This window comes from Tepidamorphus gemmatus, assembly GCF_004346195.1.
GTDB lineage: Bacteria > Pseudomonadota > Alphaproteobacteria > Rhizobiales > Tepidamorphaceae > Tepidamorphus > Tepidamorphus gemmatus.
Map to the genome: position 1 here is coordinate 173052 of NZ_SMAK01000004.1, position 19638 is coordinate 192689.

At 64.5% G+C, this 19638-nt stretch carries 22 protein-coding genes and 3 tRNA genes; 13 read left to right on the plus strand and 12 right to left on the minus strand.

Annotated features, from left to right (window positions below; genetic code table 11):
- Positions 1 to 257: 257 nt before the first annotated feature.
- The 4 genes from EDC22_RS08250 to EDC22_RS08265 form a co-directional block, all read right to left on the minus strand.
- Positions 258 to 599, minus strand: coding sequence for a type II toxin-antitoxin system HicB family antitoxin (locus tag EDC22_RS08250; RefSeq protein WP_132806167.1), 342 nt, complete (start codon positions 597 to 599; stop codon positions 258 to 260).
- Positions 600 to 787: 188 nt separating this feature from the next.
- A tRNA-Arg gene (locus tag EDC22_RS08255) sits at positions 788 to 864 on the minus strand.
- 22 nt (positions 865 to 886) lie between these two features.
- Entirely contained in the window at positions 887 to 1192 is a 306-nt protein-coding gene (locus EDC22_RS08260; protein ID WP_132806168.1) for an ETC complex I subunit, read from the minus strand.
- 44 nt (positions 1193 to 1236) lie between these two features.
- Positions 1237 to 1313, minus strand: a tRNA-Pro gene (locus EDC22_RS08265).
- 218 nt (positions 1314 to 1531) lie between these two features.
- Here EDC22_RS08265 and EDC22_RS08270 point away from each other — a divergent pair.
- The 6 genes from EDC22_RS08270 (at position 1532) to EDC22_RS08295 (ending at position 5977) form a co-directional block, all read left to right on the plus strand.
- Entirely contained in the window at positions 1532 to 2026 is a 495-nt protein-coding gene (locus EDC22_RS08270; protein WP_165926837.1) for a hypothetical protein, read from the plus strand.
- Between the two features lie 77 nt (positions 2027 to 2103).
- On the plus strand, positions 2104 to 2337 hold the full coding sequence (locus EDC22_RS08275) for a hypothetical protein (RefSeq protein WP_132806170.1): 234 nt from the start codon (positions 2104 to 2106) through the stop codon (positions 2335 to 2337).
- Between the two features lie 32 nt (positions 2338 to 2369).
- Positions 2370 to 3794 carry a TolC family protein gene (locus EDC22_RS08280; RefSeq protein ID WP_132806349.1) on the plus strand — a complete coding sequence of 475 codons (1425 nt, stop codon included), beginning with the start codon at positions 2370 to 2372 and terminating at the stop codon, positions 3792 to 3794.
- 18 nt (positions 3795 to 3812) lie between these two features.
- Complete coding sequence (locus EDC22_RS08285) at positions 3813 to 5162, plus strand: multicopper oxidase family protein (protein WP_132806171.1); 1350 nt, start codon at positions 3813 to 3815, stop codon at positions 5160 to 5162.
- A 32-nt stretch (positions 5163 to 5194) separates the two neighbouring features.
- Positions 5195 to 5686, plus strand: coding sequence for a cupredoxin domain-containing protein (locus EDC22_RS08290; protein WP_132806172.1), 492 nt, complete (start codon positions 5195 to 5197; stop codon positions 5684 to 5686).
- A gap of 12 nt (positions 5687 to 5698) precedes the next feature.
- The gene (locus tag EDC22_RS08295) at positions 5699 to 5977 is read left to right on the plus strand and encodes a copper-binding protein (protein WP_132806173.1); all 279 of its coding nucleotides are present in this window, start codon (positions 5699 to 5701) and stop codon (positions 5975 to 5977) included.
- Between the two features lie 299 nt (positions 5978 to 6276).
- On the opposite strand, the gene EDC22_RS08300 is transcribed toward EDC22_RS08295, so the two are convergent.
- From EDC22_RS08300 to EDC22_RS08310, 3 genes are all read right to left on the minus strand, one after another.
- Complete coding sequence (locus tag EDC22_RS08300) at positions 6277 to 6783, minus strand: DUF192 domain-containing protein (RefSeq protein ID WP_245499683.1); 507 nt, start codon at positions 6781 to 6783, stop codon at positions 6277 to 6279.
- On the minus strand, positions 6780 to 7352 hold the full coding sequence (locus EDC22_RS08305) for a cold-shock protein (protein WP_132806174.1): 573 nt from the start codon (positions 7350 to 7352) through the stop codon (positions 6780 to 6782). The genes EDC22_RS08300 and EDC22_RS08305 overlap by 4 nt, the downstream gene beginning before the upstream one ends.
- Positions 7353 to 7460: 108 nt before the next feature.
- Positions 7461 to 8225, minus strand: coding sequence for an SIR2 family NAD-dependent protein deacylase (locus EDC22_RS08310; RefSeq protein ID WP_132806351.1), 765 nt, complete (start codon positions 8223 to 8225; stop codon positions 7461 to 7463).
- A 100-nt stretch (positions 8226 to 8325) separates the two neighbouring features.
- Between EDC22_RS08310 and EDC22_RS08315 the strand changes: the two genes are divergently transcribed.
- The 6 genes from EDC22_RS08315 to EDC22_RS08340 all read left to right on the plus strand — a co-directional run bounded on the left by EDC22_RS08315 (position 8326) and on the right by EDC22_RS08340 (position 11977).
- Positions 8326 to 8766 (plus strand): VOC family protein, encoded by a 441-nt coding sequence (locus EDC22_RS08315; protein ID WP_132806175.1) that lies wholly within the window; start codon positions 8326 to 8328, stop codon positions 8764 to 8766.
- Positions 8767 to 8882: 116 nt separating this feature from the next.
- Positions 8883 to 8957 (plus strand) — tRNA-Glu (locus EDC22_RS08320).
- Between the two features lie 395 nt (positions 8958 to 9352).
- Positions 9353 to 9790, plus strand: coding sequence for a hypothetical protein (locus EDC22_RS08325; protein WP_132806176.1), 438 nt, complete (start codon positions 9353 to 9355; stop codon positions 9788 to 9790).
- A gap of 113 nt (positions 9791 to 9903) precedes the next feature.
- Complete coding sequence (locus EDC22_RS08330) at positions 9904 to 10230, plus strand: hypothetical protein (RefSeq protein ID WP_132806177.1); 327 nt, start codon at positions 9904 to 9906, stop codon at positions 10228 to 10230.
- Between the two features lie 176 nt (positions 10231 to 10406).
- Complete coding sequence (locus EDC22_RS08335; RefSeq protein ID WP_132806178.1) at positions 10407 to 11156, plus strand: FkbM family methyltransferase; 750 nt, start codon at positions 10407 to 10409, stop codon at positions 11154 to 11156.
- 137 nt (positions 11157 to 11293) lie between these two features.
- Positions 11294 to 11977: a sulfotransferase family 2 domain-containing protein gene (locus EDC22_RS08340; protein ID WP_132806179.1), complete on the plus strand. Its 684-nt coding sequence runs from the start codon at positions 11294 to 11296 to the stop codon at positions 11975 to 11977.
- 470 nt (positions 11978 to 12447) lie between these two features.
- Here the strand turns inward: EDC22_RS08340 and EDC22_RS08345 are convergent, their stop codons facing one another.
- The 5 genes from EDC22_RS08345 to EDC22_RS08365 form a co-directional block, all read right to left on the minus strand.
- Positions 12448 to 12657 carry a hypothetical protein gene (locus tag EDC22_RS08345; protein WP_132806180.1) on the minus strand — a complete coding sequence of 70 codons (210 nt, stop codon included), beginning with the start codon at positions 12655 to 12657 and terminating at the stop codon, positions 12448 to 12450.
- Positions 12654 to 13388, minus strand: a complete 735-nt coding sequence (locus EDC22_RS08350) for a glycosyltransferase family 2 protein (protein ID WP_132806181.1) — start codon at positions 13386 to 13388, stop codon at positions 12654 to 12656. The genes EDC22_RS08345 and EDC22_RS08350 overlap by 4 nt, the downstream gene beginning before the upstream one ends.
- A complete protein-coding gene (locus EDC22_RS08355; RefSeq protein ID WP_132806182.1) occupies positions 13381 to 15831 on the minus strand; it encodes a glycosyltransferase family 4 protein in 2451 nt (816 codons plus the stop codon). Before EDC22_RS08355 ends, EDC22_RS08350 begins: the two co-directional genes overlap by 8 nt.
- Positions 15832 to 15912: 81 nt before the next feature.
- Positions 15913 to 16884 (minus strand): NAD-dependent epimerase/dehydratase family protein, encoded by a 972-nt coding sequence (locus tag EDC22_RS08360; RefSeq protein WP_132806183.1) that lies wholly within the window; start codon positions 16882 to 16884, stop codon positions 15913 to 15915.
- A gap of 134 nt (positions 16885 to 17018) precedes the next feature.
- Positions 17019 to 18146, minus strand: coding sequence for an isocitrate/isopropylmalate dehydrogenase family protein (locus tag EDC22_RS08365; RefSeq protein WP_132806184.1), 1128 nt, complete (start codon positions 18144 to 18146; stop codon positions 17019 to 17021).
- 217 nt (positions 18147 to 18363) lie between these two features.
- On the opposite strand from EDC22_RS08365, the gene otnK reads away from it, so the two are divergent.
- Positions 18364 to 19629: a 3-oxo-tetronate kinase gene (gene otnK / locus EDC22_RS08370; RefSeq protein WP_132806185.1), complete on the plus strand. Its 1266-nt coding sequence runs from the start codon at positions 18364 to 18366 to the stop codon at positions 19627 to 19629.
- Positions 19630 to 19638 lie beyond the last annotated feature (9 nt).

The following is a 19638-nucleotide window of genomic DNA, read 5'->3' on the forward strand; positions in this document are numbered from 1 at the left end:
GGATGGATGGGCTAGCGACTTTCTGATCTCCTGACGCGGCATCGGTCCGTCGGGCACATGACCCGAAGCGCTCCGGACGTATGGCCAATGGCGCCGCGACAGGAGTGTCGCCTCATCCACATGCCGAGCAGCGCGGCAGCGCACCACCCGGTTCGCAGTTCGGGCCGGGCCGACGCAGGTCGAATTCGTTGCAACGGACTTCATTCCCGAAGAGGACCTCGAGGTCCTCTTCGTGTCGCCAGCCGGCAACTGATCGATCAGGCGACCCTGCGTTCGCCCGACAACGGCAACCCGGTCCTGGCCGCCATGGCGGAGGCCGGCCGGCGCACGACGGGAGTGAGCACCGCCCCCACGACACGGCGGGCGAGCGCCGGATCCTCGTTGACAGCGATCATCATGTCGGCGGCATCGCGCGGGCGCGGAACCGGACGGCGCTGGGCCACCAATTCGGCGATGTGAATGGTGAGTGCGTTCCTGGCCGCATCGATCACTGCATCCAGGGTGTTCCCCGTCGCCGTGCAGCCCGGCAGGTCCGGAAACTCCGCGTGCCAGTCGCCGCCGCCATCGGGCAGCCGCACATAAGCGATGAAGGTATCCATGGCCTCTGTCTCCACTGGTGTCGCACGTCCAAGCGACGCGCCCCACAATCCCGTCCGCCGCGTAGGACGGATCGTGCGAACCCTCGCACAGGTCCTTGGCGCCAGCGTGTCGAGGTGGTGACGATTACGGGACGGGCCCTCACGCAGAGGCAGGAAAGTAACGCAAGTCCTTGATATATATGGAATAATGGCGACCCCGGCAGGATTCGAACCTGCGACATGCAGCTTAGAAGGCTGCCGCTCTATCCAGCTGAGCTACGGGGCCCGAAAGTCTGGCGCCTCGGCCGTCAGTGGGTCCACTGGCCGATTCGGTTGTACCTGAAGTTGTCCGCATAGGCGACGATGCGGCGCTTCGGCTCGCTCGGCTCGATGACAACATAGTCGATGCCGTTGCGCTGGGCATAGGCGACTGCCTCCTCCCGGGTCGGAAATGTCAGCCTCAGCTGCTGGCGCATGTCCATGGAGCTCGTGTACCCCATCAGCGGCTCGATCTCGCGCGGCACTTCCGGCTCGAACTCGAGCACCCAGCGATGAGTCTTCGCCTTGCCCGACTGCATCGCGGTACGGGCGGGTCGATAGATACGTGCCGGCATTGCCGTTGCTCCGATTGTCCAAGGCCGCCTGTCGGCTCGCGGGCTGGTCGGGGCAGCAAGATTCGAACTTGCGACCCCCTGCTCCCAAAGCAGGTGCTCTACCAGGCTGAGCTATACCCCGGATGCCCGAAACCCGGAGGATACCTAGCCATTTCGTGGCGCCGCGACAAGCGGCCGACCACGGGATTCGGAACGAAACGGCACCGCTCGGCCGCAAGGGAACCGGAAACTCCCGGAAGAATCCCGAACCGCGTTCACCGAGCGCCGATCCTGACCAGCCGTCGCAAGGTCGGACCCGCCAAACGATTTGTGCGCGCACGGACCTTGACCGCCACCGGAATGCTGAAGATTAATCGGCGCATGGTCGACCGAGCCTTGCATCGCCTGGCAGCTCTTGTCCTCGCGCGGGCCATCATTGCCCTCGCAGTTGTCGTGGCATCAGGCCTTCAACCGGTGCTCTTCGCAGCCGGCAATGTGGACGGCCACCACGGTGGCAACGGTCTGATGCTGAGTGCGACCGCCTACGGTCTGGGTCCCGATGCGCATGCAACGCAAGGTCATCACCATCGTGATGATCAGGCGCAGGCGGGCGACGAGGGCCATTCGACCGAACCAAAGTCCGAGGTTGGCGCCTCAATGGGTACACCGCATGACCATTCCTCCGAGGCGAACGACAAGCGCTGCGAACTGCATTGTGCTCCGGTCCAGGCGATTGCCGTCGAAGCCTGGGTCGTCACCCACGTTCCGCTTCGGGATTTCGAAGGCGATGTACTGACCGCGCTCAGGCATCTCGAACTGGCACAGCCTGTCAGGCCTCCCGAACGCCAGATCTGACGTAACCCCTCACGGGGAGCACCGCCACTGCCGGCATTGGCAGGGCACGTGTGTCTACGTTCAGATCAGGTAATCTCATGAAATGCCTCTTTACGGCGGTCTTCGTACCGCTGCTGGCGGCTGGGTGCGCGACGACGCAGCCCGGCGAGGTCGCGAGCGCCCCCGATCCAGCCGATGCGAGCGCCGGTATCCACACCGTCGTCTATGAGCCGGTCCTCGGCGACTATCAGCACAGGGAGCCGGTCGGTCCTCGGAACTGGCGTCAGCTCAACGACGAGCTGTCGCCTGCGCGACGGGGAGGTGGATCGTGATCCGCCGCCTGACCACCGGCGCGCTGGCCGTCATGGCACCCTTGGCGGTTGCGGGGTGCATGACCGCAAATGTGGGGGATGTATCCGACCCGGTCGCCGGCTTCTCGACCGTCTCGGACCGAACCACCCGTCTCACAGGCCATGGGCCCGTGTGGATCCAGTCCGGCGAGCAAGCTCGCATTCTCGCCGACAGTGTCCACGCTCTCGTGCATGGCAAGACGATCGGCGCGGATGTCGCCGTCCAGGTCGCTCTCATGAACAACAGGGGACTGCAGGCCGCATACGCCGATCTCGGACTGTCGGCCGCGGATCTCTGGCAGGAGACGATGCTGGTCAATCCACGGGTTGCCGTAGGGATATCGACGGTCGATCTCACGCGCACGATCGAGGCGGCAGTCATCAGCAACATCCTGGCACTGATGACGCGGCCGCACCGTGTTGCGATTGCCGAGATCCGGTTCCGGCAAGCGCAACTGCGTGCGGTGGAAGAGACCCTGAGGCTTGCCGCGGAGACGCGACGGGCCTGGGTAAGAGCCGTGTCGGCCTGGGAAAGGGTCGCCCATTTCAACAAGGCGCTGGTCGCCGCCGATGCTGCCTCGGAGCTGGCCAAGAAGCTGGGCGAGACGGGCGCCTTCACGAAATCGGGTCAGGCGCGCGAACACGTGTTCTATGCCGAGCTTGCCGGTCAGGCGGCCGAGGCGCGAACGGCGGCGCGTGTGGCCAAGGAGGAGTTGACCAGGCTGATGGGCCTGTGGGGCGAAGACGTCGACTACTTCGTCCCGAACGCCCTGCCGCCACTGCCCGACCGCGTGCCGGACATGCCGGACATCGAGGCGGAGGCATTGCGCAATCGCGTTGATCTGTCGATCGCGCGACTCGAGCTTGAAGCGCTCGGCCGCGCCTACGGGCTCACGCAGGCCACCCGGTACATCTCCGACCTCGACCTGATGGCCGGCATCGAGGTCGAGCGGGAGAAGGATGCCGAAGGGGGCGAAGCGGAAACCAAGGTCACCGGATTGGGTGAGATCGAGTTCACCATTCCCATCTTCGACAGCGGCGAAGCGCGGCTGCGCAAGGCGGAGCTCGCCTACATGCAAGCCGCGAACCGTCTTGCCGAACGGGCAGTCAACATCCGTTCGGAAGCTCGAACTGCCTACCTCGTCTATCGTTCGCGACACGACATCGCCCGGCACTATCGCAGCAATGTCGTGCCGCTCCGTACGACGATCGAGGAGGAATCCCTGCTAACCTACAACGGCATGATCACGAGCGTCTTCGAACTGCTGGCAGACACGCGCGCCAGGATCGAGGCGATCATGCTCTCGCTTGCAGCAAAGCGCGATTTCTGGCTGGCCGAAATCGATCTGGGAACCGCCATCCATGGCGGCGGCGGTTCACCGGGCTCCGTCGGCGACGCCCCTTCGCCAATGGTGGCTCGTGCCGGCGCCGGACACTGAATTCGAGGAGACAAGCGAATGATCACGCGACGACAGATGCTGGCAGGTGGTGCCTTCCTGGCCAGCGCAGCGGCCTGGAGCCGGACATCGGCGATGGGCTTGCCGGATGCTCCGATCATGCAGTCCGCTGACATGCAGCCGCCGCTGTTTCCGACAACCGGGCCGGACTACCAGCCGGTCGTTACCCTCAACGGATGGACGCTACCGTTCAGGTTCAACAACGGCGTCAAGGAGTTCCACCTGATCGCCGAGCCGGTCGAGCGGGAGATTGCTCCGGGCATGACCGCTCATCTGTGGGGCTACAACGGCCAGTCGCCCGGACCGACCATCGAGGCCGTCGAGGGTGACAGGGTCCGGATCTTCGTGACCAACGGTCTGCCCGAACACACGACAATCCACTGGCACGGCATGATCCTGCCCTGTGGCATGGACGGCGTGACGGGGTTGACCCAGCCGGGCATCCCGCCGGGCAAGACCTTCGTCTATGAGTTCGATCTCGTGAAGAGCGGGACCTTCATGTACCACCCCCACGCGGACGAGATGGTGCAGATGGCGATGGGGATGATGGGCTTCTTCGTCATCCACCCGAAGGATCCCTCCTTCATGCGCGTCGATCGGGACTTCGTGTTCCTGATCAACGCCTTCGACATCGAACCCGGCTCCTATGTGCCGCGGGTCATGGAAATGACCGACTTCAACCTCTGGTGCTGGAACAGCCGGGTGTTTCCCGGAATAACGCATCTCGTCGCGTCGAAGAACGACAGGGTCCGGGTGCGGGTCGGCAACCTCACCATGACCAATCATCCCATCCACATGCATGGCTACGACTTCGAGGTCACCTGCACCGACGGCGGCTGGGTCCGGCCCGAGGCGAGATGGCCGGAGGTCTCTATCGACATCCCCGTCGGTGCGATGCGGGCCTACGAATTCGATGCGGTTCACGAGGGCGACTGGGCGATCCACTGCCACAAGTCGCACCACACGATGAATGCCATGGGACATGCCATCCCCACCTTCATCGGCGTCGACAAGTCCGGGCCGACCCGCAAGATCCATCGCCTGCAGCCCGACTACATGGCCATGGGCAACCGCGGCATGGCGGACATGGGCGAGATGGAGATGCCCCTGCCCGACAACACCATCCCGATGATGACCGGCTGGGGACAGTTCGGCGCGATCGAGATGGGAGGAATGTTCTCGGTGGTGAAGGTGCGGGCCGGCATCTCGGCCGGCGACTACTCGGATCCGGGTTGGTACCGCCATCCGGAGGGCACCGTCGCCTACGAGTGGACCGGCGAACTGCCCGCGGCGGTGCGCGCCGACGCGGCACCGCGGCATGGCTCGGAGAGCCATTCCACCGCGGACTGACCATCACAAGCATCTGCGAAAGGAACCTGGGAATGAAGCGCACATTCTTGACGGGGTGCCTGTTGATCGGCCTTGGCGGAGGCGCGATTGCCGGCGGCAACCATGCGGGCGGTCACAGCCATGGCGAGGCCGGCATGATGGCGATCGGAAGGCCGGGCGATCCTGCACAAGTCACACGCACGGTGAAGGTCGTCATGAAGGAAAAGGAGGACGGCAGGATGGTGTTCGAGCCGACCACGATCGCGGTCCGGGAAGGCGAGACCCTCCGGCTGCAGTTGGTCAACGCCGGGGAACTGGATCACGAGTTCGTGATGGACGTCCAGGACAGCATCAACGAGCACAAGGTCCTGATGGAAAGGTTTCCGGAGATGGAACACGACGACCCGAACGCGATACGCCTCGGCCCGGGAGAATCCGGCGAGATCATCTGGACGTTCGCCAACGCCGGCGAGTTCGGCTTTGCCTGCCTGATTCCCGGCCATTACGACGCCGGCATGAAGGGCCACATCCGCGTCAGGCATTGATGGAGAAATGAGATGCGTACACTCGTTGCAGCGATGGCCGCAATTGCCGTCTGGACGGCCGGACCCGCGCTTGCCTCGGACTATACCCGGGGCGAGGTCACCAAGATCGACCCCCAGCAGAAGAAGCTGACGATCCGGCACGAGGAAATCAGGAACCTGAACATGCCACCGATGACCATGGTCTTCGTCGTCGCCGAGGATGCGATGCTTGACCGGGTCTCGGTCGGCCAGCAGATCGAATTCATTGCCGAACGGGTCAATGGACGCATCACCGTGACCGACATCAAGTAGCGTCGGATGGGCGTCGCAGCATGGCTTCTGCGGCGCCTGTTCTGCGGTTCGGGTGCGCGACGAAGGTGACGAGCCAGCAACGGGACGGTATCGCAGATGGCAGACGCTCAGTTCTCGACCGAACGCAAGTGGCGCTGGTTCGGGCGGATCATGCTGGCGGTGATGGCGCTGGTGCTGCTCGTCATCACGTTGATGGGCGGATGACGGCGCTTGCCGACGGACTTGCGACGGACAGGAGGGCAGCGGCAGCCGGCAAGGCGCCGCTACGGGCAGGGGTGCCGAGGCGTCAGGAGAGACGACTATTCGGCGTTGCCGAAGATCGGATGGCGAACGACATCGCCGCGCTTCAGGCCGATCCGGTCGGCGGTGCCGGCGATGACCTCGAGCACCGAGCGCACCGGCCCCTTGGAGGAGATCGTCCGGGTTGACAGTGGCGTGGTGTTCCGCTCGATGCGGTGCACGACGCCGTCACGCGTGATGAACACCATGTCGAGCGAGATGTAGGTGTTCTGCATCCACATCCGGACTTCGTCGTCGGTGCCGAAATCGAACAGCATGCCGTGATCGGGGGCCATCTGGCGGCGGAACATCAGTCCCCGCGCGCGTTGCGCCGGCGTCTCGGCAAGTTCGACCGTGAAGCTGTGGGCGCCGCTCGCGGTCTCCACGACGGCAATACCGCCATCGACCGCCTGGTCGGCTCGCTGCGCGGAGGCCGGCTGAAAGGCAAGGAGCGCCAAGGCCAGCACGAGCACCAGCGGGCCGAAGCGCCGTGGCGACCGGCGGCGCAACGCCGCGCATGGGCTCAATGCGACGAGACGCCGCCACCATCCTCCGGACGGATCTCGGCTGCCATCAATCCCTTCGGTCCCGGTCCGGAGCGCACCCAGACCATCTGTCCCGGCCTGAGTTCGGCGAAGCCGTAACGCCGCAGCGTCTCCATGTGGACGAAGATGTCCTCGGTGCCCGCCCCGCGGGTCAGGAAGCCGTAGCCGCGCACACGGTTGAACCATTTCACCTGCGCCAGTTCGAAATTGCCCTGCGGCATGACAGAGACGCGGGTGCGCGGCTCCGACTGCGACGGATGGACGGCGGTGGATTCGTCCATCGACAGGATCCGGAACGCTTGCAGGCCACGCGGGCGATTGAGCGCCTCGCACACGATCCTTGCCCCCTCGTAGGCAGTCTGGTAGCCGTCCCGACGCAGGCAGGTGACATGCAGCAGAACATCGGCCATCCCATTGTCGGGGATGATGAACCCGTACCCCTTGCCGGCATCGAACCATTTGATGGTCCCGGCTATCTCGATAACGTCGACCGGCCTGTCCCCGATCGGATCGCTATCCACGCCGATGTGCGGCGTGAGCTTGGCCCCCATGTGCTACTCCAACGCCCGAGCGCGATGTCCCAGCCGACCCGCGCACCCCGATTCGCCGTAAGGATATCATTGCACCGGCGGTCTGGAAGGGAAAATGCCGATCCTTGCTCAACCGTCCAGTCGTGTCAGCGGCTCGAGGGTATCGCCGATATCGGCGTTGACCACGAGATCGGCGTGGGCATCCAGATCGGTCGGTTCGCGATTGAGGATCACCAGGCGGGCACCGTGGCGGCGGGCAATCAGGGGGATTGCGGCAGCCGGATATACGACCAGAGATGATCCGATGACGAGAAACAGGTCACAGACTTCCGCCTCGGCACGGGCTCTCAGCATAGCCGCCTCCGGCATCGGCTGCCCGAATGAAATCGTCGCCGTCTTGACGATGCCGCCGCATGCGCGGCAGTCCGGAACCGCGCCGGTGGCCTCGAAGATCAGGCGGATTTCGTCGATCTCGTGCCGCAGACCACAGGCAAGGCAGTGGGCGTAACTGCCGTTGCCGTGCAACTCGACCAATCGATCCGTCGGGACACCCGACATCTGGTGCAGGTTGTCGATGTTCTGGGTGATCACGCAAGCTACCTTGCCGATCGCAACCAGATGGGCAATGGCGCGATGACCACGGCCGGGCCGGGCGTTGCGGAAGGCCGGCTCCATCGCGAATTTGCGCCGCCAGGCTTCGGCCCGCATCTGCGGCGAGGCCAGATAGGCCGAGAACGCGATCGGCCGATTCTGCGACCACAGGCCACCGGGGCTGCGGAAATCCGGAATTCCGCATTCCGTCGATATGCCTGCCCCGGTGAAGGCGACGACACGACGCGCCGCGCGCACCATATGCAGCAGCTGCGCGGCCGACGGATCGAGATCGCGCATCATGTCCATCGCTCGCCACCTCCGGGCTGGCCATCGCCGCCGAAACGATTAATTCTCCGGCACGGGCGGGCGACGGTTGCCCGACACGCAAGGAGAACCACCCTTGAGATATCTGCATACGATGGTGCGGGTGAGCGACGTCGACAAGTCGCTCGACTTCTATTGCGGCAAGCTCGGCATGCGGGAGGTCCGCCGCATGGAGAGCGAGACGGGCCGCTTCACGCTGATCTTCCTTGCCGCGCCGGAGGATGTCGCGGCAGCCGAGACCAGCCGGGCGCCGCTGCTGGAGCTGACCTACAACTGGGATCCGGAGGTCTATGGCGAGGGCCGCAACTTCGGCCATCTCGCCTACGAGGTCGACGACATCTACGCGACCTGCCAGGCGCTGATGGATGCCGGCGTCACCATCAACCGCCCGCCACGCGACGGGCGGATGGCCTTCATCCGTTCGCCCGACAACATCTCGATCGAACTCCTGCAGAAGGGCGACGCGCTGCCGGTGGCGGAACCCTGGGCATCGATGCCGAACACCGGCAAGTGGTGATCCGGCGCGACCCCGGCAGTGCCGCCGTCGTCTCCCGCGACCTGGCGGGGCAGGTGAAGAACCGGCCTTCGCCAGTTGCGGCCCGGCGCGAAGCCCAGTATATCCCTCCCCGCGCCGCCCCCTTCGTCTATCGGTTAGGACGCCAGATTTTCAATCTGGAAAGAGGGGTTCGACTCCCCTAGGGGGCGCCACGGATGTCATTCCCTGTCGCGCGCTCCTGGTCGCGGACGAAGGTGGTGTCGGCGGGCTCGGTCCGGTCGGGGTTTCGTCGGAAACCGGCCGGAGGTGTTCATCGACGGGCAGCGGTATCAGCAGATCAGGCCTATCCAGCCCCCGGCCCGGCCCTTGCCTTCGCCTGTCCTGCTTGGGTGTGGCAGCGCCTCTGCGAGGCAGGACTCACCAGCCCGGTGGCGGACTGTCTACTGGTCGTTCCGCCGATTCGTCCGGCTGCTGATGTTCCGCACCATCCACGAGATCGCGCTGGGGATGGATCGCGAGCGGCAGGGGCGGCGCTTCACTTGCGACCGAGGGCGCGGACGCGCTACGCTAGTCTCGCGCGTCGATAGCCATAGCGATGGTAGAACAGATGGCGGTACCTGATGCCCCGGCCGGAACTTGGGAAGACTTCATCGTCCTCAACAGCGGCGTTGACAAGCACTTTGAAGTTCTGCCGAAGGCAGCGGACCACATGGCCACCGACACCCGGCTGAGCTGGTGGACCAAGCTTGACTATGCCGCAGCTTTGGCCCGTGACACCTGGCCATTGCCAAAGACCGAGGACCGCGAAGGATATTATGGGTCCGACCATTTCAGTTACTGGGCCTCGGGACTGTCGGATGCGCGCATGCTGATCGACACAGCTCGTGAGATGCAGGTGCCGTTGGGCACCTATCTCGATCTGGGCTGCGCCTCCGGTCGGGTTACGCGGCACACCGCGCTGGAAGTGCAGGAAATGAAGACCTACGGTTGCGATATCAACCGCCTGCATGTCGAGTGGTGCAACCGTTTTCTTCCGCGCAGGTAACAACGTTTCAGAACACCTCGATCCCCAGTCTGCCGATGGAATCGAACTCGGTCGATATCGTGTCGGCCTAATCGGTTTTCACCCATATCGAGGCGATGGAGACGAGCTGGCTGATGGAACTGCGGCGCATCCTGCGTCCCGGTGGAATCGCATGGATCACGCTGCACACCGAAGGCACCCTGAAGGATATGACGCCCGACTGGCCGCTGTGGTCGCCCGTGATGAAACATCCGAAAGCCGCCAGCCTGTTTGACACCGAAGCCCGCACCTTTGAAGGCGAGCGGCTGGTGCTGCGGTGGCTGTCGGGACGATCCTACTCGTCGAACGTCTTCTACAAGGAAGCCTATGTCCGCAGCCACTGGGGCCGGATCATGGAAGTCGCCGACTTCCGCCGTCGCCATCCGTCGTTCCAGGATGTAGTCATCCTGCGCAAGACTTGAGAGCCATTCGCCGGGACCTGCTGCTCGGCATGAAGGTGCGGCGTGGGGATTACCTTTGCTCCGTCGGTTCGCGGCGGGTCGGTCGGGCCTGCGTTTCCCGAAACGGATCCGGACATTTACTTTGACCCTCTGCCCGCATATTGAACAAGGAAACGCAAGACAGGAGAGGCCAAGGCATGTCGTGGCAGGTGCAGGAGGATCTCGTCTTCGATCTCGGCCTGCACAAGGGGTATGATGCGGAATTCTACCTCAAGAAGGGGTTCCGCGTCGTCGGCCTTGAAGCCGCGCCAGATCTGGCCGATCTATGCCGGACGCGGCTCGCCGCATGGGGCAACCGCCTGACGGTCGTCAACAAGGCACTGTTCGATCGGCCCGGCGAAACCGTGAGCTTTTTCACGGTACCGAACAAGGACGACTGGGGCAGCCTCAATCGGAACATCGCCGAGAAGGGTACAGAGCAGTCAGTCGAGATTACTGTCGAGACAGTGGACCTGACCTGGCTGTTCGACACCTTCGGGGTGCCCCGCTATATAAAATGCGATATTGAGGGCGGCGACCTGATCTTTCGCGAGCAGTTGCTTTGCGAGACCCGCCGCCCGCGGTTCGTGTCCGTAGAGATGAACGACGGCGAGGAAGCGGAGGTATTGCGGGCTTGCGGCTACGAGGTTGGACAGATTGTCAACCAGTGGATGCACCATTTTCGCCGACCGCCGAATCCGCCGCGCGAAGGCACCTTCGTGCCGGTGCAGTTTACCGGCGAGATGAGCGGCCTGTTCGGGCTTGAGCTTGACCCCGCCAAATGGGTGCCGTTGGAGAAGCTCGGCGAGGTCTACCACAAGTGGAAGTCGCTGCGGGATTTCGACCAGGAACTGGCCCCCGGGTGGGTGGACCTGCATGCCGCGCGCCGGGATGATCTCGGCCAGTGAATTTCGTCACTTGGCAAGATCCGTGATTGAGCAGGGTCGATCACCCGAAAAATATACGAAAATACACGGGTGCATATCCTTTTTGCACTTAGAATCGGAAAGCGAACATTATCCAGAGATGCGAGAGGCCTGAATAAATGACTGTTATCGTGCCATCCAAAAACCTTCTGGTCACCATGTCGCCGAAGGTTGCTTGCACGTCAATCAAGACGGCTCTGTTTCAGGTTGAGAACGGATTCCCCTTTACCCCTTTCAATTGCTGTGGAAGTTTTCGAAGCATTCATCATCCAGCGATCTATCCAGCACTAGATTTTGCAAGTGCTGAAAAGTTGATGGACCGAAACAGAATGGATCCATTCAAAACAAGAAAGTTCACTGTTGTGCGCGATCCTGTCTCAAGATTCCTCTCGGCGTACACCAATCGCGTCACCTACTATCGAGATATGGAGCGGGAATGTGCCCAAAACCCCGAGATTCGCAGTCAGTTTGATGAATTGGGCCTACCTGCCGTGCCAGACCTCGATGTGTTCATCGACAATTTCGAACATTATGTGAAATTATCTCCGTCTATTCGACTGCATACGCGACGGCAGATCTATTTTCTGGGGGATGATGCAGCCTTCTACACGGGTGTTTTTAGCTTTAATCGTATTCATGAGTTCGAGGCGGCAATCTCAGAATGCATCGGTTCGGATTTTCGCTTGGAGAAACTCCAAACAGGTGGCGAGAAAATCAGCCCAGATGTCTTGAGTCCTGCGCACTTGACCAAAATTCGCAGAATCTATGCGAAGGATTTCGACGTCTATTCCCGCTTTTTCTGAGATTCGCGCTGGCTCGCGCCGGTCTCATTTCGCGATTTGTTGTGTCTCTTTTTTGGAGATTTGCAAGATAGGCTCGTCTACACCGGTCGTCGCGCATCTTCCGTTACAGGGTTGCGGGCAGCTTCATTAAAGATGGCTTGCCCGAGGATCGTCGCCGCACTACAGGCGGCCACGACTGGACCGAGTGTCTATCCGAGGACGACATCGCCTCGCAGCAGCAATACCTCGCAGTCTGGGATCGGGCCACGGCCATGCGCGCAAGGCAGAACGAGGCGACCCTGGCGAAGAGGCCGAACGCCAAGAGCGATGGCATGGGCTGATTGATCGCTCTGGGGCGGCGGTTCGGGCCAAGGGGGAAGGCACGCCGGGTCGGACTTACGTGCGTGCCAGTCGACACTCCTTGGCCCTTCGCGCCGTTCTACCGGTGCAACTTCGGTCCAGGCTCGACCGGACGAGAGTTCAGTCGCAGGTTACCGCACCTGCGCCATCGCCTTCTCGTGGATCTGCCACTGGAGGGTTGCCGCGATCCTGTGATGCCCGAAGATCGAGACGAATGCCTTCGGATACCATATCCCCTGTCCGGCCAGATGCGCGCGTTCCGCAGACAGCCCCTTGTGCAGATTGGTCGAGCCCGTCCTGTGCTCGCCCGCATGCAGGATCCTCTTCCGGACGGTCGTCATGCGCGTTCGTCGGACAGGTCCTTCAATGGACCCGACGGCCATACGACCCCACCCGCGCTCTCGACCAGGCTCATCTGCGAACCGGAACGGCGCCGTTTGAAGTGGATCGTCCCCGGAACGGGCTTGTGCGCAATACCGGCCTGATAGGTCACCACGCTCCAGTGCCAGTCCTCATGGCCGAATCCGAGCTTTAGATCGTTAGCCTTGAACGGGAAGCGCCGGTAGATGTCGGTGCGGGCGAACGACATCGCGTCCCAGTAATTGGCCCAGCCAAGATAATCCGGATCGAACAGGCCGCTCTCGGAATCGACGTGCCACCACAGCGCAGTATACTCTCCGAAGACGACGTTGCACATGGACTGGGCGACAGCATCGGGCCGCGCCTCGATCAGATCCCATGCTGCCGACAGCCAATTCTGTGACCACAGGTCGTCACCGTCGAGAAACGTGCTGCAGCTGCCCGCCGCTTCTGCAATCCCGATGTTGCGCGATTGGCCGGGATCGCCGGTCTCGACATCGAGGACACGTACCGGCACCTCCTGCAGCCGCGACAGCCCGTGCTCTAGAACCTGACGCGTGTCACGGGTCGGCCGATCGAGGACGACGATCACCTCGATCGACAGGCCCCGGCTCGATCGCGCATGCTCGATGGCCGCGCAGGCGCTGCGCGCCGTCGGCCCGGCCAGCACGCCTTCGCGGTGGGCGGTGAGAACGACGGTGATGTCAGGCATCGCCGGTCTCCCCGATCATCGCCCGGATACCTGCAGTATAGGTCTCGCGGGTGTGCCTGCTGCGAACCCGGTCGCACAGCCTGGTGGCACGAAGGCGCCGCTCCTCAGGATTGGCGAGCATCGACGTCAGGGCCTCCACATAGACCGCGGCAGGGGCTCCAACCGGCACGGGCCATCCGGTATCCTCATCGACAAGTTCGGGAATGCCTCCCGCCGCGGTCGCAACGATCGGAACACCCATCTGACCGATCTCGATGAGGATCGTCGGCATGCCGTCCCAGTCGGCTGTGTACAGCCAGCCGTCGCAGTCTGCGAGCGGCAGTTCATCGTAATTGCGAAATGGTTCTTTCAGCGTCAGGTTGGCAGGAAGCGCCGAAAGGTCGGGCGCCTCGTCGAGGACGGCCGTGCCCCAGCACCGGAAATCGACGTCCGGCATCGCGCGGGCCACGTCGACGACGATGTCGAACCGCTTCTGCCGGTCGAGCCGGCCGGCCCACAGGACCACCGGCTTGCGCCGCCGTGCTGCCGTGGCAAGCTGCGCCTCGACGAGCGGACGGGCTGGAGGTTGCTGCATGGCTGGCGTGTACAGCACGTGCAGTTTTGCGGCCTGCTCGGGCCCCAGCGCATACCGTTCGGTGAGAATGTCGGCGAGATAGCGCGTGTCGATGAGTGCCCCGGTCAGGTTCGGCAGGAGCGGCGCGAAGTACCACACGGGATAGCCGGCCTCCCGCCCGTCCGGTGTACGGTCTGCGCAGAAGTAGTAGCAATACAGATCGGTCATCAGCCGCAGACGGGCACCGTAGGTCACGAATGTGTCGAAGGCGAGCCGCGAGTTGACGTTGAAGACGGCCCTGGGAGCCAGCCGGCGGATCACCTCGTAGAGGATCCGCTGGCGGAGCCGCGGCGGCTGTGAGGGCAGCAGGGACGAGATGTCGATCGAGGTTACCTCGTGGGGGAACCAGTCCGCACGTACCCAATCCTCGGCGTCGGTCCGCAGGACCACCGTCCTCGCCCTGCTCTCGTGCAACGTGGTCGTCAGCACCCCCGCGACGAAATCCGCGCCACCGAGCTTGCCGAATGGCATCAGGACGAGCGCGTCGCACCCCTCCGCCGGAAGGGCGTCGACGACCCTGCGGAAGGCCGCGTAATCTTCGTCATGGAAAGGCGGCAACATTGACGTTGTCAGCGCGTCGACGGCGGGCACGTTCGGATCGATGGCCGCGGCTGCCTCGACCAGACCGCGAAAGGCGTCCGAACGCCGTGCCGTTCGCATGGCGTGCAGATCTGTCGCCGCGCCGGGGGCGCGCGACAGGCGCCGGATCGCATCCCACCGCGCCTCCGCAGACCCTGATTCCGGGAGCTGATGGCGATCCCGGGCAAACGCCAGATTCCTGTCGAATGCCCGGCCTTCCTTGATGCCGTATCGCAACCAATGGTCGAACAGCCAGTCCGGATAGGTCTTGAGCTCGGGATTGAGCGCCAGATATTCCGCTGCATCGAACAGCGGCGTCGGCGAAATCCGGCGCTGGACGCCGACTTTCAGCCAATGGCGGAATGGCGGTTCGCCGGCCGGGCAGCACATGCCGAGTCGGCTAAGCTCCGCCGCATAGTGACCGGCGTCGAACAGCGGGCCCGGCGCCGTCCCGCGCGGATAGTCGATCGCGAGATAACGGGTCAGCAGCTCGACCGGAGTCGCATCGGCCGCCAGCCCACAGGTCTGGCGATAGGCATCCGGGTCGAACAGCCAGATCACATATCGCGAGAAATGTTCGTCATCGATACTCGGACCGCTCACCCCGACGGCGGACAACAGTTCGCGCGCGCGACGCAGCCACTCCAGCCGCTCGGCCTCCTCGAGCAAGGCTGCGTGTGCTGCGCCAGCCGACGGCTCCCGGGCGCCCGCCGCGAATCCGGGCGCCGGAGTAAGCCCGCGATAGCGGCCGAACGCCAGGAAATGGACCAGGGGATCGTGGTGAATGACCTCGCCTGCAAGGGCGCGAAGATAGTGCTGGCGGTCGAAGATACGCCCGACGATCCAGAAATCCGGTAGCTCGGGCGCGACGGCGACCTCGGCGTTCCGCTCCGGACCGAAGGCGATCGGCAGGTTGCTGCCGCTGCCGTCGCGTGCTGCCTGCGCCAGCAAGACTCCAAGCGGCCGGCTGTCGATGTTCGGCTCCGGATACTCCGCCAGCACGCGCACGACACCGGGGCGGGACTGGCTCGAGGGGACGACAACCTCGGTCAACTGTCCACGCGCTACCCGGCAGCACGTCATGAAACCGTCGTGCACCACGGTCACGAGCTTTTCGGCCGGCGCCCCCTCCCGCTCCGGCAGATAGAATCGCAGCGCAATCTGGCCCACTGCGTCGGGCAGCGCGAGCAACGCATCCAGGCCGAGCCAGTTGTCCCGGTAGGCACCGTCTACGAGCCTCAAGGTCCTCACCCGCTGCGCTCCCTCCACTTATCCCGGCTGAGCGATGTCCATCAGTCGCAGAGCAAATTGGCCAATGCCGGCGCGCCGGCGTCAGCCGCTCCCCGGATCGGCTGTCTCCCGAGGATGGCCAAGGTTCTCGGCGGCTATGGTCAGCGCCAGCCCACGCTCGAGGCTATGTGCCGGTTGCCAGCCGAGCAGCGCCCGGGCCCGCCCGATATCGAGAACGACCCGCGGCACGTCGACGCCACGTCCCGGCAGGAAGACAGGTGTCATCCGGCAGCCGGACAGGCGTTCAAACGTTGCCAGCAGTTCGACGAGCGACACTCCGACGGAGCTGCCGATATTGATCACCGTGGACGGCACGTCCGCCATGAGCGCCAGAATGACGGATTCGGCTACGTCGTCCACGTAAACGAAGTCGCGCACGACACTGCCATCGCCCCAGATCTCGAGCGTCTGTTCCCCGCGCGCCGCGCCGACGACCGCCGCCACGAACCCCTGGCTTCCCCTGACCGTCTGGCCCGGACCGTAGGGATTGGCGATCCTGAGCGAAATCACCCGCATGCCCGACCGCAGGCCGATGAGTCGAAGGCCGTGCTCCGCGACGAGCTTGGCGAGGCCGTAGTTGCTGATCGGCTCGGTGGGATGGGTCTCCTCGATCCTCGTCGCATCCGTCCGCCCGTAAATGGCGCCGCCGGACGACAGGAAGACGAAGCGTGCGACGCCGCGCAGAGCACAAAGTTCGGCCACGTCGATGACATGGCCTGCCTCGGTTGCAAGCTCCGCGCCGATCGTGCGCATCGGGGCGCCGGGGCGGGTCGTGCCGCCGGCGAAGACGACGTTGGTACAGCCTTCCAGCGCTTCGTCCAGCAAACCTGTCAGTTCCGTTCGGCCGATATGAAAGCGGCTGAACGGTATGTCGCCGGGCCGGCGGCTGCCAAGTCCGACGACGGGGATGCCCTCGGCGGTCAGCCTGCGCGCGATGTGACGGCCGAGGAAGCCCGCTGCGCCGATGATCAGGGTTGCGCCGACGGCAGGCCCGCACGCTGCCTCGCCCGGCATCGGCTATCCGCCCTGCACGGTGGTGTCAGGCAAATCCATGTGATCGGCTCCTTCTGTGGTCGCCGACGCGCAACGAGCGGCCCGGCCGGAAGCCGTGCCGGTACGCTGGCGTTTCCGACACACGGGCGGAAAAGTCAAGGGGAAGCGGGCATCGGGTCGTCAGGGGCGCCCGTCACCGCAATCCGCGCGAGGACGACATCGGTGACTTCGCGGATTCCGGCCGTCCCGCCGATCTCCCAAGTCCGCATGCCGTCTGCGAAGACCGCATCGACCGCCTGACGCACGAGCGAGGCCGCCTCGGCGGCGCGCGGTTCGCCATGTCGCTCGGCCAGCCATTCGAGCATCATCGCGCCCGACAGGAACATCGCGGTCGGATTTGCCCTGCCCGACCCCGCGATGTCCGGCGCGGTGCCGTGGCAAGGCTGGAACACCGCGTGGTCATCGCCGATGTCGGCGGATGGCGCAAACCCCATGCCGCCGATCAAGCCGGCCCCGAGATCGGAGAGGATGTCACCGAACATGTTCTCCGTGACGATCACGTCGAACCGCCACGGCGCGCGGACCATCTCGAGCGCCGCGGCGTCGATGTACAGATGATCACCCGACAGGTCGGGGAACTGACGCGCGCGCTCGTCGAACACCTTGCGGAAAAAGGCCATCGACGCAAAGACGTTTGCCTTGTCGACACAGGTCACGCGCCCCGCGCCGCCGGCAGCCTTGCGTGATCGCGCCAACCTCAGCGCGGCATCAGACACCCGCGCGGTTCCACGCCGGGTAATCCGCAGCCGGTCCTCTGCCTCCGCGTCGCCCCTGACGCGCCCCTTGCCATGCGAGGCGAACAGACCCTCGGTGGACTCCCGAACAATGACAAAGTCGAGGGCGGCGGCGCGTTGATCCGCCAACGGCGTCGGAACGCCGCGAATGGAGCGAATCGGCCGGATTCCCGCATAGAGATCGAGCAGGAACCGCAGTTCTATCTGCGGCGCAATCTCGGTGCCGTCGGGATATCGCACGTCAGGAAGCCCGGCAGCGCCCAGGAGGATTGCATCGGCGGCGCGCGCCGCCGCCAGAGTCCGCTCCGGCAGCGCAGTGCCCTGCGCCAGATAGGTGCCGGCGCCGGCCGCCAGAATCTCCGGGTCGAGCCGCGGACCGCCGACGCGGCCGAGCGCTCCCTCCAGCACTGCCAGGCATGGTCCGATCACCTCGGCGCCGATACCGTCGCCGGGAATCACGGCAATGCGGAAGCGGCGGTCGCCGGTCACGCGCCCCTCCTGCTGACGGCTGCGACGCAATCGAAATCCGCCGACTGCATCCTGTCCGCGCTCCTGCGACGGGTCATGTGATTTCGATGGATCATGCTATATCGCTGGCCGGGTTGCGAACGCGTCTGGATCAACGTATGCAATAACGTATACGCAAGGGCGCGGACGTGCAATTGCCGAAGGCTGGCCTGGCCGTGGCCGGTGAAAGGGGGACACGATGTTGATCGGCGCCGTCGCCGATGATCTGACCGGCGCGACGGATCTCGCGCTAATGCTGGCCGCCGGGGGCATGCGGACCATTCAGGTGATGGGCGTCCCCGACGACGCACACCGTCTCGAAGACTTCGATGCGGTCGTGGTGGCGCTGAAGTCGCGCACCATACCCGCCGCCGAAGCGGTCAGCCTTTCGGTTGCCGCCGCCCGCGCGTTGCGCGCGGCGGGTTGCCGCCAGCTGATCTTCAAGTACTGCTCGACGTTCGATTCGACCGACGAGGGCAATATCGGACCGGTCACCGACGCGCTGATGGCAGAGACCGGTGCGGCGGTCACCATCGCCTGCCCCGCATTTCCGACAAACGGGCGGACCATCTACATGGGCCATTTGTTCGTCGGCCAGCAGCCCCTCGCGGAAAGCCCGATGCGGGACCACCCGCTGACCCCGATGCGCGATTCCAATCTCGTGCGCGTCCTGCAGCGTCAGACCGCCTCGAAGGTCGGGCTGATCCCCTTCCCCGTCGTACACCAGGGCGCCGCGGCGATCAGGACGGCGATTGCCGCAGCGGCCCGGAGTGGCGAACGGATGCTGATCGTCGACGCCATCACCGACCGCGACTTGCGAGAGATCGGGACCGCGGTCGCCGACATGCCGCTGATCACAGGCGGATCAGGCATCGCCATCGGTCTTGCGGACAATTTCGCACGCGCAGGCCTGCTTGCCCCCAGTCCACCGCCCCGAACGATCAAAGCGCCGCCCGGCCGCGCCGCGATCGTGGCGGGAAGCTGCTCGCAGGCGACGAGAACACAGGTGAAGACCGCCATCGAAGCCGGCCTCCCCGCACTCCGGATCGAACCGCAAGCGCTCGCCGACGGGCGCCAGACGGTCGAAGCCGTCCTGGACTGGGCAGCCGAACAGGACCCGTTACACCCGATCCTCGTCTATTCCAGCGACGAACCCGAGGCTGTGCGCGACGTCCAATCGGTCCTTGGCCGGGCGCAGGCGGGCGAACTCGTCGAGCGAAGCCTCGCCGCCATCGGCATGGGACTGGTCGAGGCCGGCGTGACACGGCTGATCGTCGCGGGCGGCGAGACCTCCGGCGCCGTCGTCGGCGCACTCGGCGTCGCGATGCTCGAGATCGGCCCCGAGATCGATCCGGGCGTGCCCTGGACACGGGCACTGGACGGACGCGATCTGGTGCTGGCGCTCAAATCCGGAAATTTCGGCGCGCCGGACTTCTTCATCAAGGCCTGGGACCGCCTGGCCTGATCGCCGGCG

Coding starts and splice junctions, on each gene's coding strand:
- EDC22_RS08250 (WP_132806167.1), bottom strand. CDS start 599: ATGGATACCTTCATCGCTTATGTGCGGCTGCCCGATGGCGGCGGCGAC.
- EDC22_RS08260 (WP_132806168.1), bottom strand. CDS start 1,192: ATGCCGGCACGTATCTATCGACCCGCCCGTACCGCGATGCAGTCGGGC.
- EDC22_RS08270 (WP_165926837.1), top strand. CDS start 1,532: ATGCTGAAGATTAATCGGCGCATGGTCGACCGAGCCTTGCATCGCCTG.
- EDC22_RS08275 (WP_132806170.1), top strand. CDS start 2,104: ATGAAATGCCTCTTTACGGCGGTCTTCGTACCGCTGCTGGCGGCTGGG.
- EDC22_RS08280 (WP_132806349.1), top strand. CDS start 2,370: ATGGCACCCTTGGCGGTTGCGGGGTGCATGACCGCAAATGTGGGGGAT.
- EDC22_RS08285 (WP_132806171.1), top strand. CDS start 3,813: ATGATCACGCGACGACAGATGCTGGCAGGTGGTGCCTTCCTGGCCAGC.
- EDC22_RS08290 (WP_132806172.1), top strand. CDS start 5,195: ATGAAGCGCACATTCTTGACGGGGTGCCTGTTGATCGGCCTTGGCGGA.
- EDC22_RS08295 (WP_132806173.1), top strand. CDS start 5,699: ATGCGTACACTCGTTGCAGCGATGGCCGCAATTGCCGTCTGGACGGCC.
- EDC22_RS08305 (WP_132806174.1), bottom strand. CDS start 7,352: ATGGGGGCCAAGCTCACGCCGCACATCGGCGTGGATAGCGATCCGATC.
- EDC22_RS08310 (WP_132806351.1), bottom strand. CDS start 8,225: ATGATGCGCGATCTCGATCCGTCGGCCGCGCAGCTGCTGCATATGGTG.
- EDC22_RS08325 (WP_132806176.1), top strand. CDS start 9,353: ATGGCGGTACCTGATGCCCCGGCCGGAACTTGGGAAGACTTCATCGTC.
- EDC22_RS08330 (WP_132806177.1), top strand. CDS start 9,904: ATGGAACTGCGGCGCATCCTGCGTCCCGGTGGAATCGCATGGATCACG.
- EDC22_RS08335 (WP_132806178.1), top strand. CDS start 10,407: ATGTCGTGGCAGGTGCAGGAGGATCTCGTCTTCGATCTCGGCCTGCAC.
- EDC22_RS08340 (WP_132806179.1), top strand. CDS start 11,294: ATGACTGTTATCGTGCCATCCAAAAACCTTCTGGTCACCATGTCGCCG.
- EDC22_RS08345 (WP_132806180.1), bottom strand. CDS start 12,657: ATGACGACCGTCCGGAAGAGGATCCTGCATGCGGGCGAGCACAGGACG.
- EDC22_RS08350 (WP_132806181.1), bottom strand. CDS start 13,388: ATGCCTGACATCACCGTCGTTCTCACCGCCCACCGCGAAGGCGTGCTG.
- EDC22_RS08360 (WP_132806183.1), bottom strand. CDS start 16,884: ATGCCGGGCGAGGCAGCGTGCGGGCCTGCCGTCGGCGCAACCCTGATC.
- otnK (WP_132806185.1), top strand. CDS start 18,364: ATGTTGATCGGCGCCGTCGCCGATGATCTGACCGGCGCGACGGATCTC.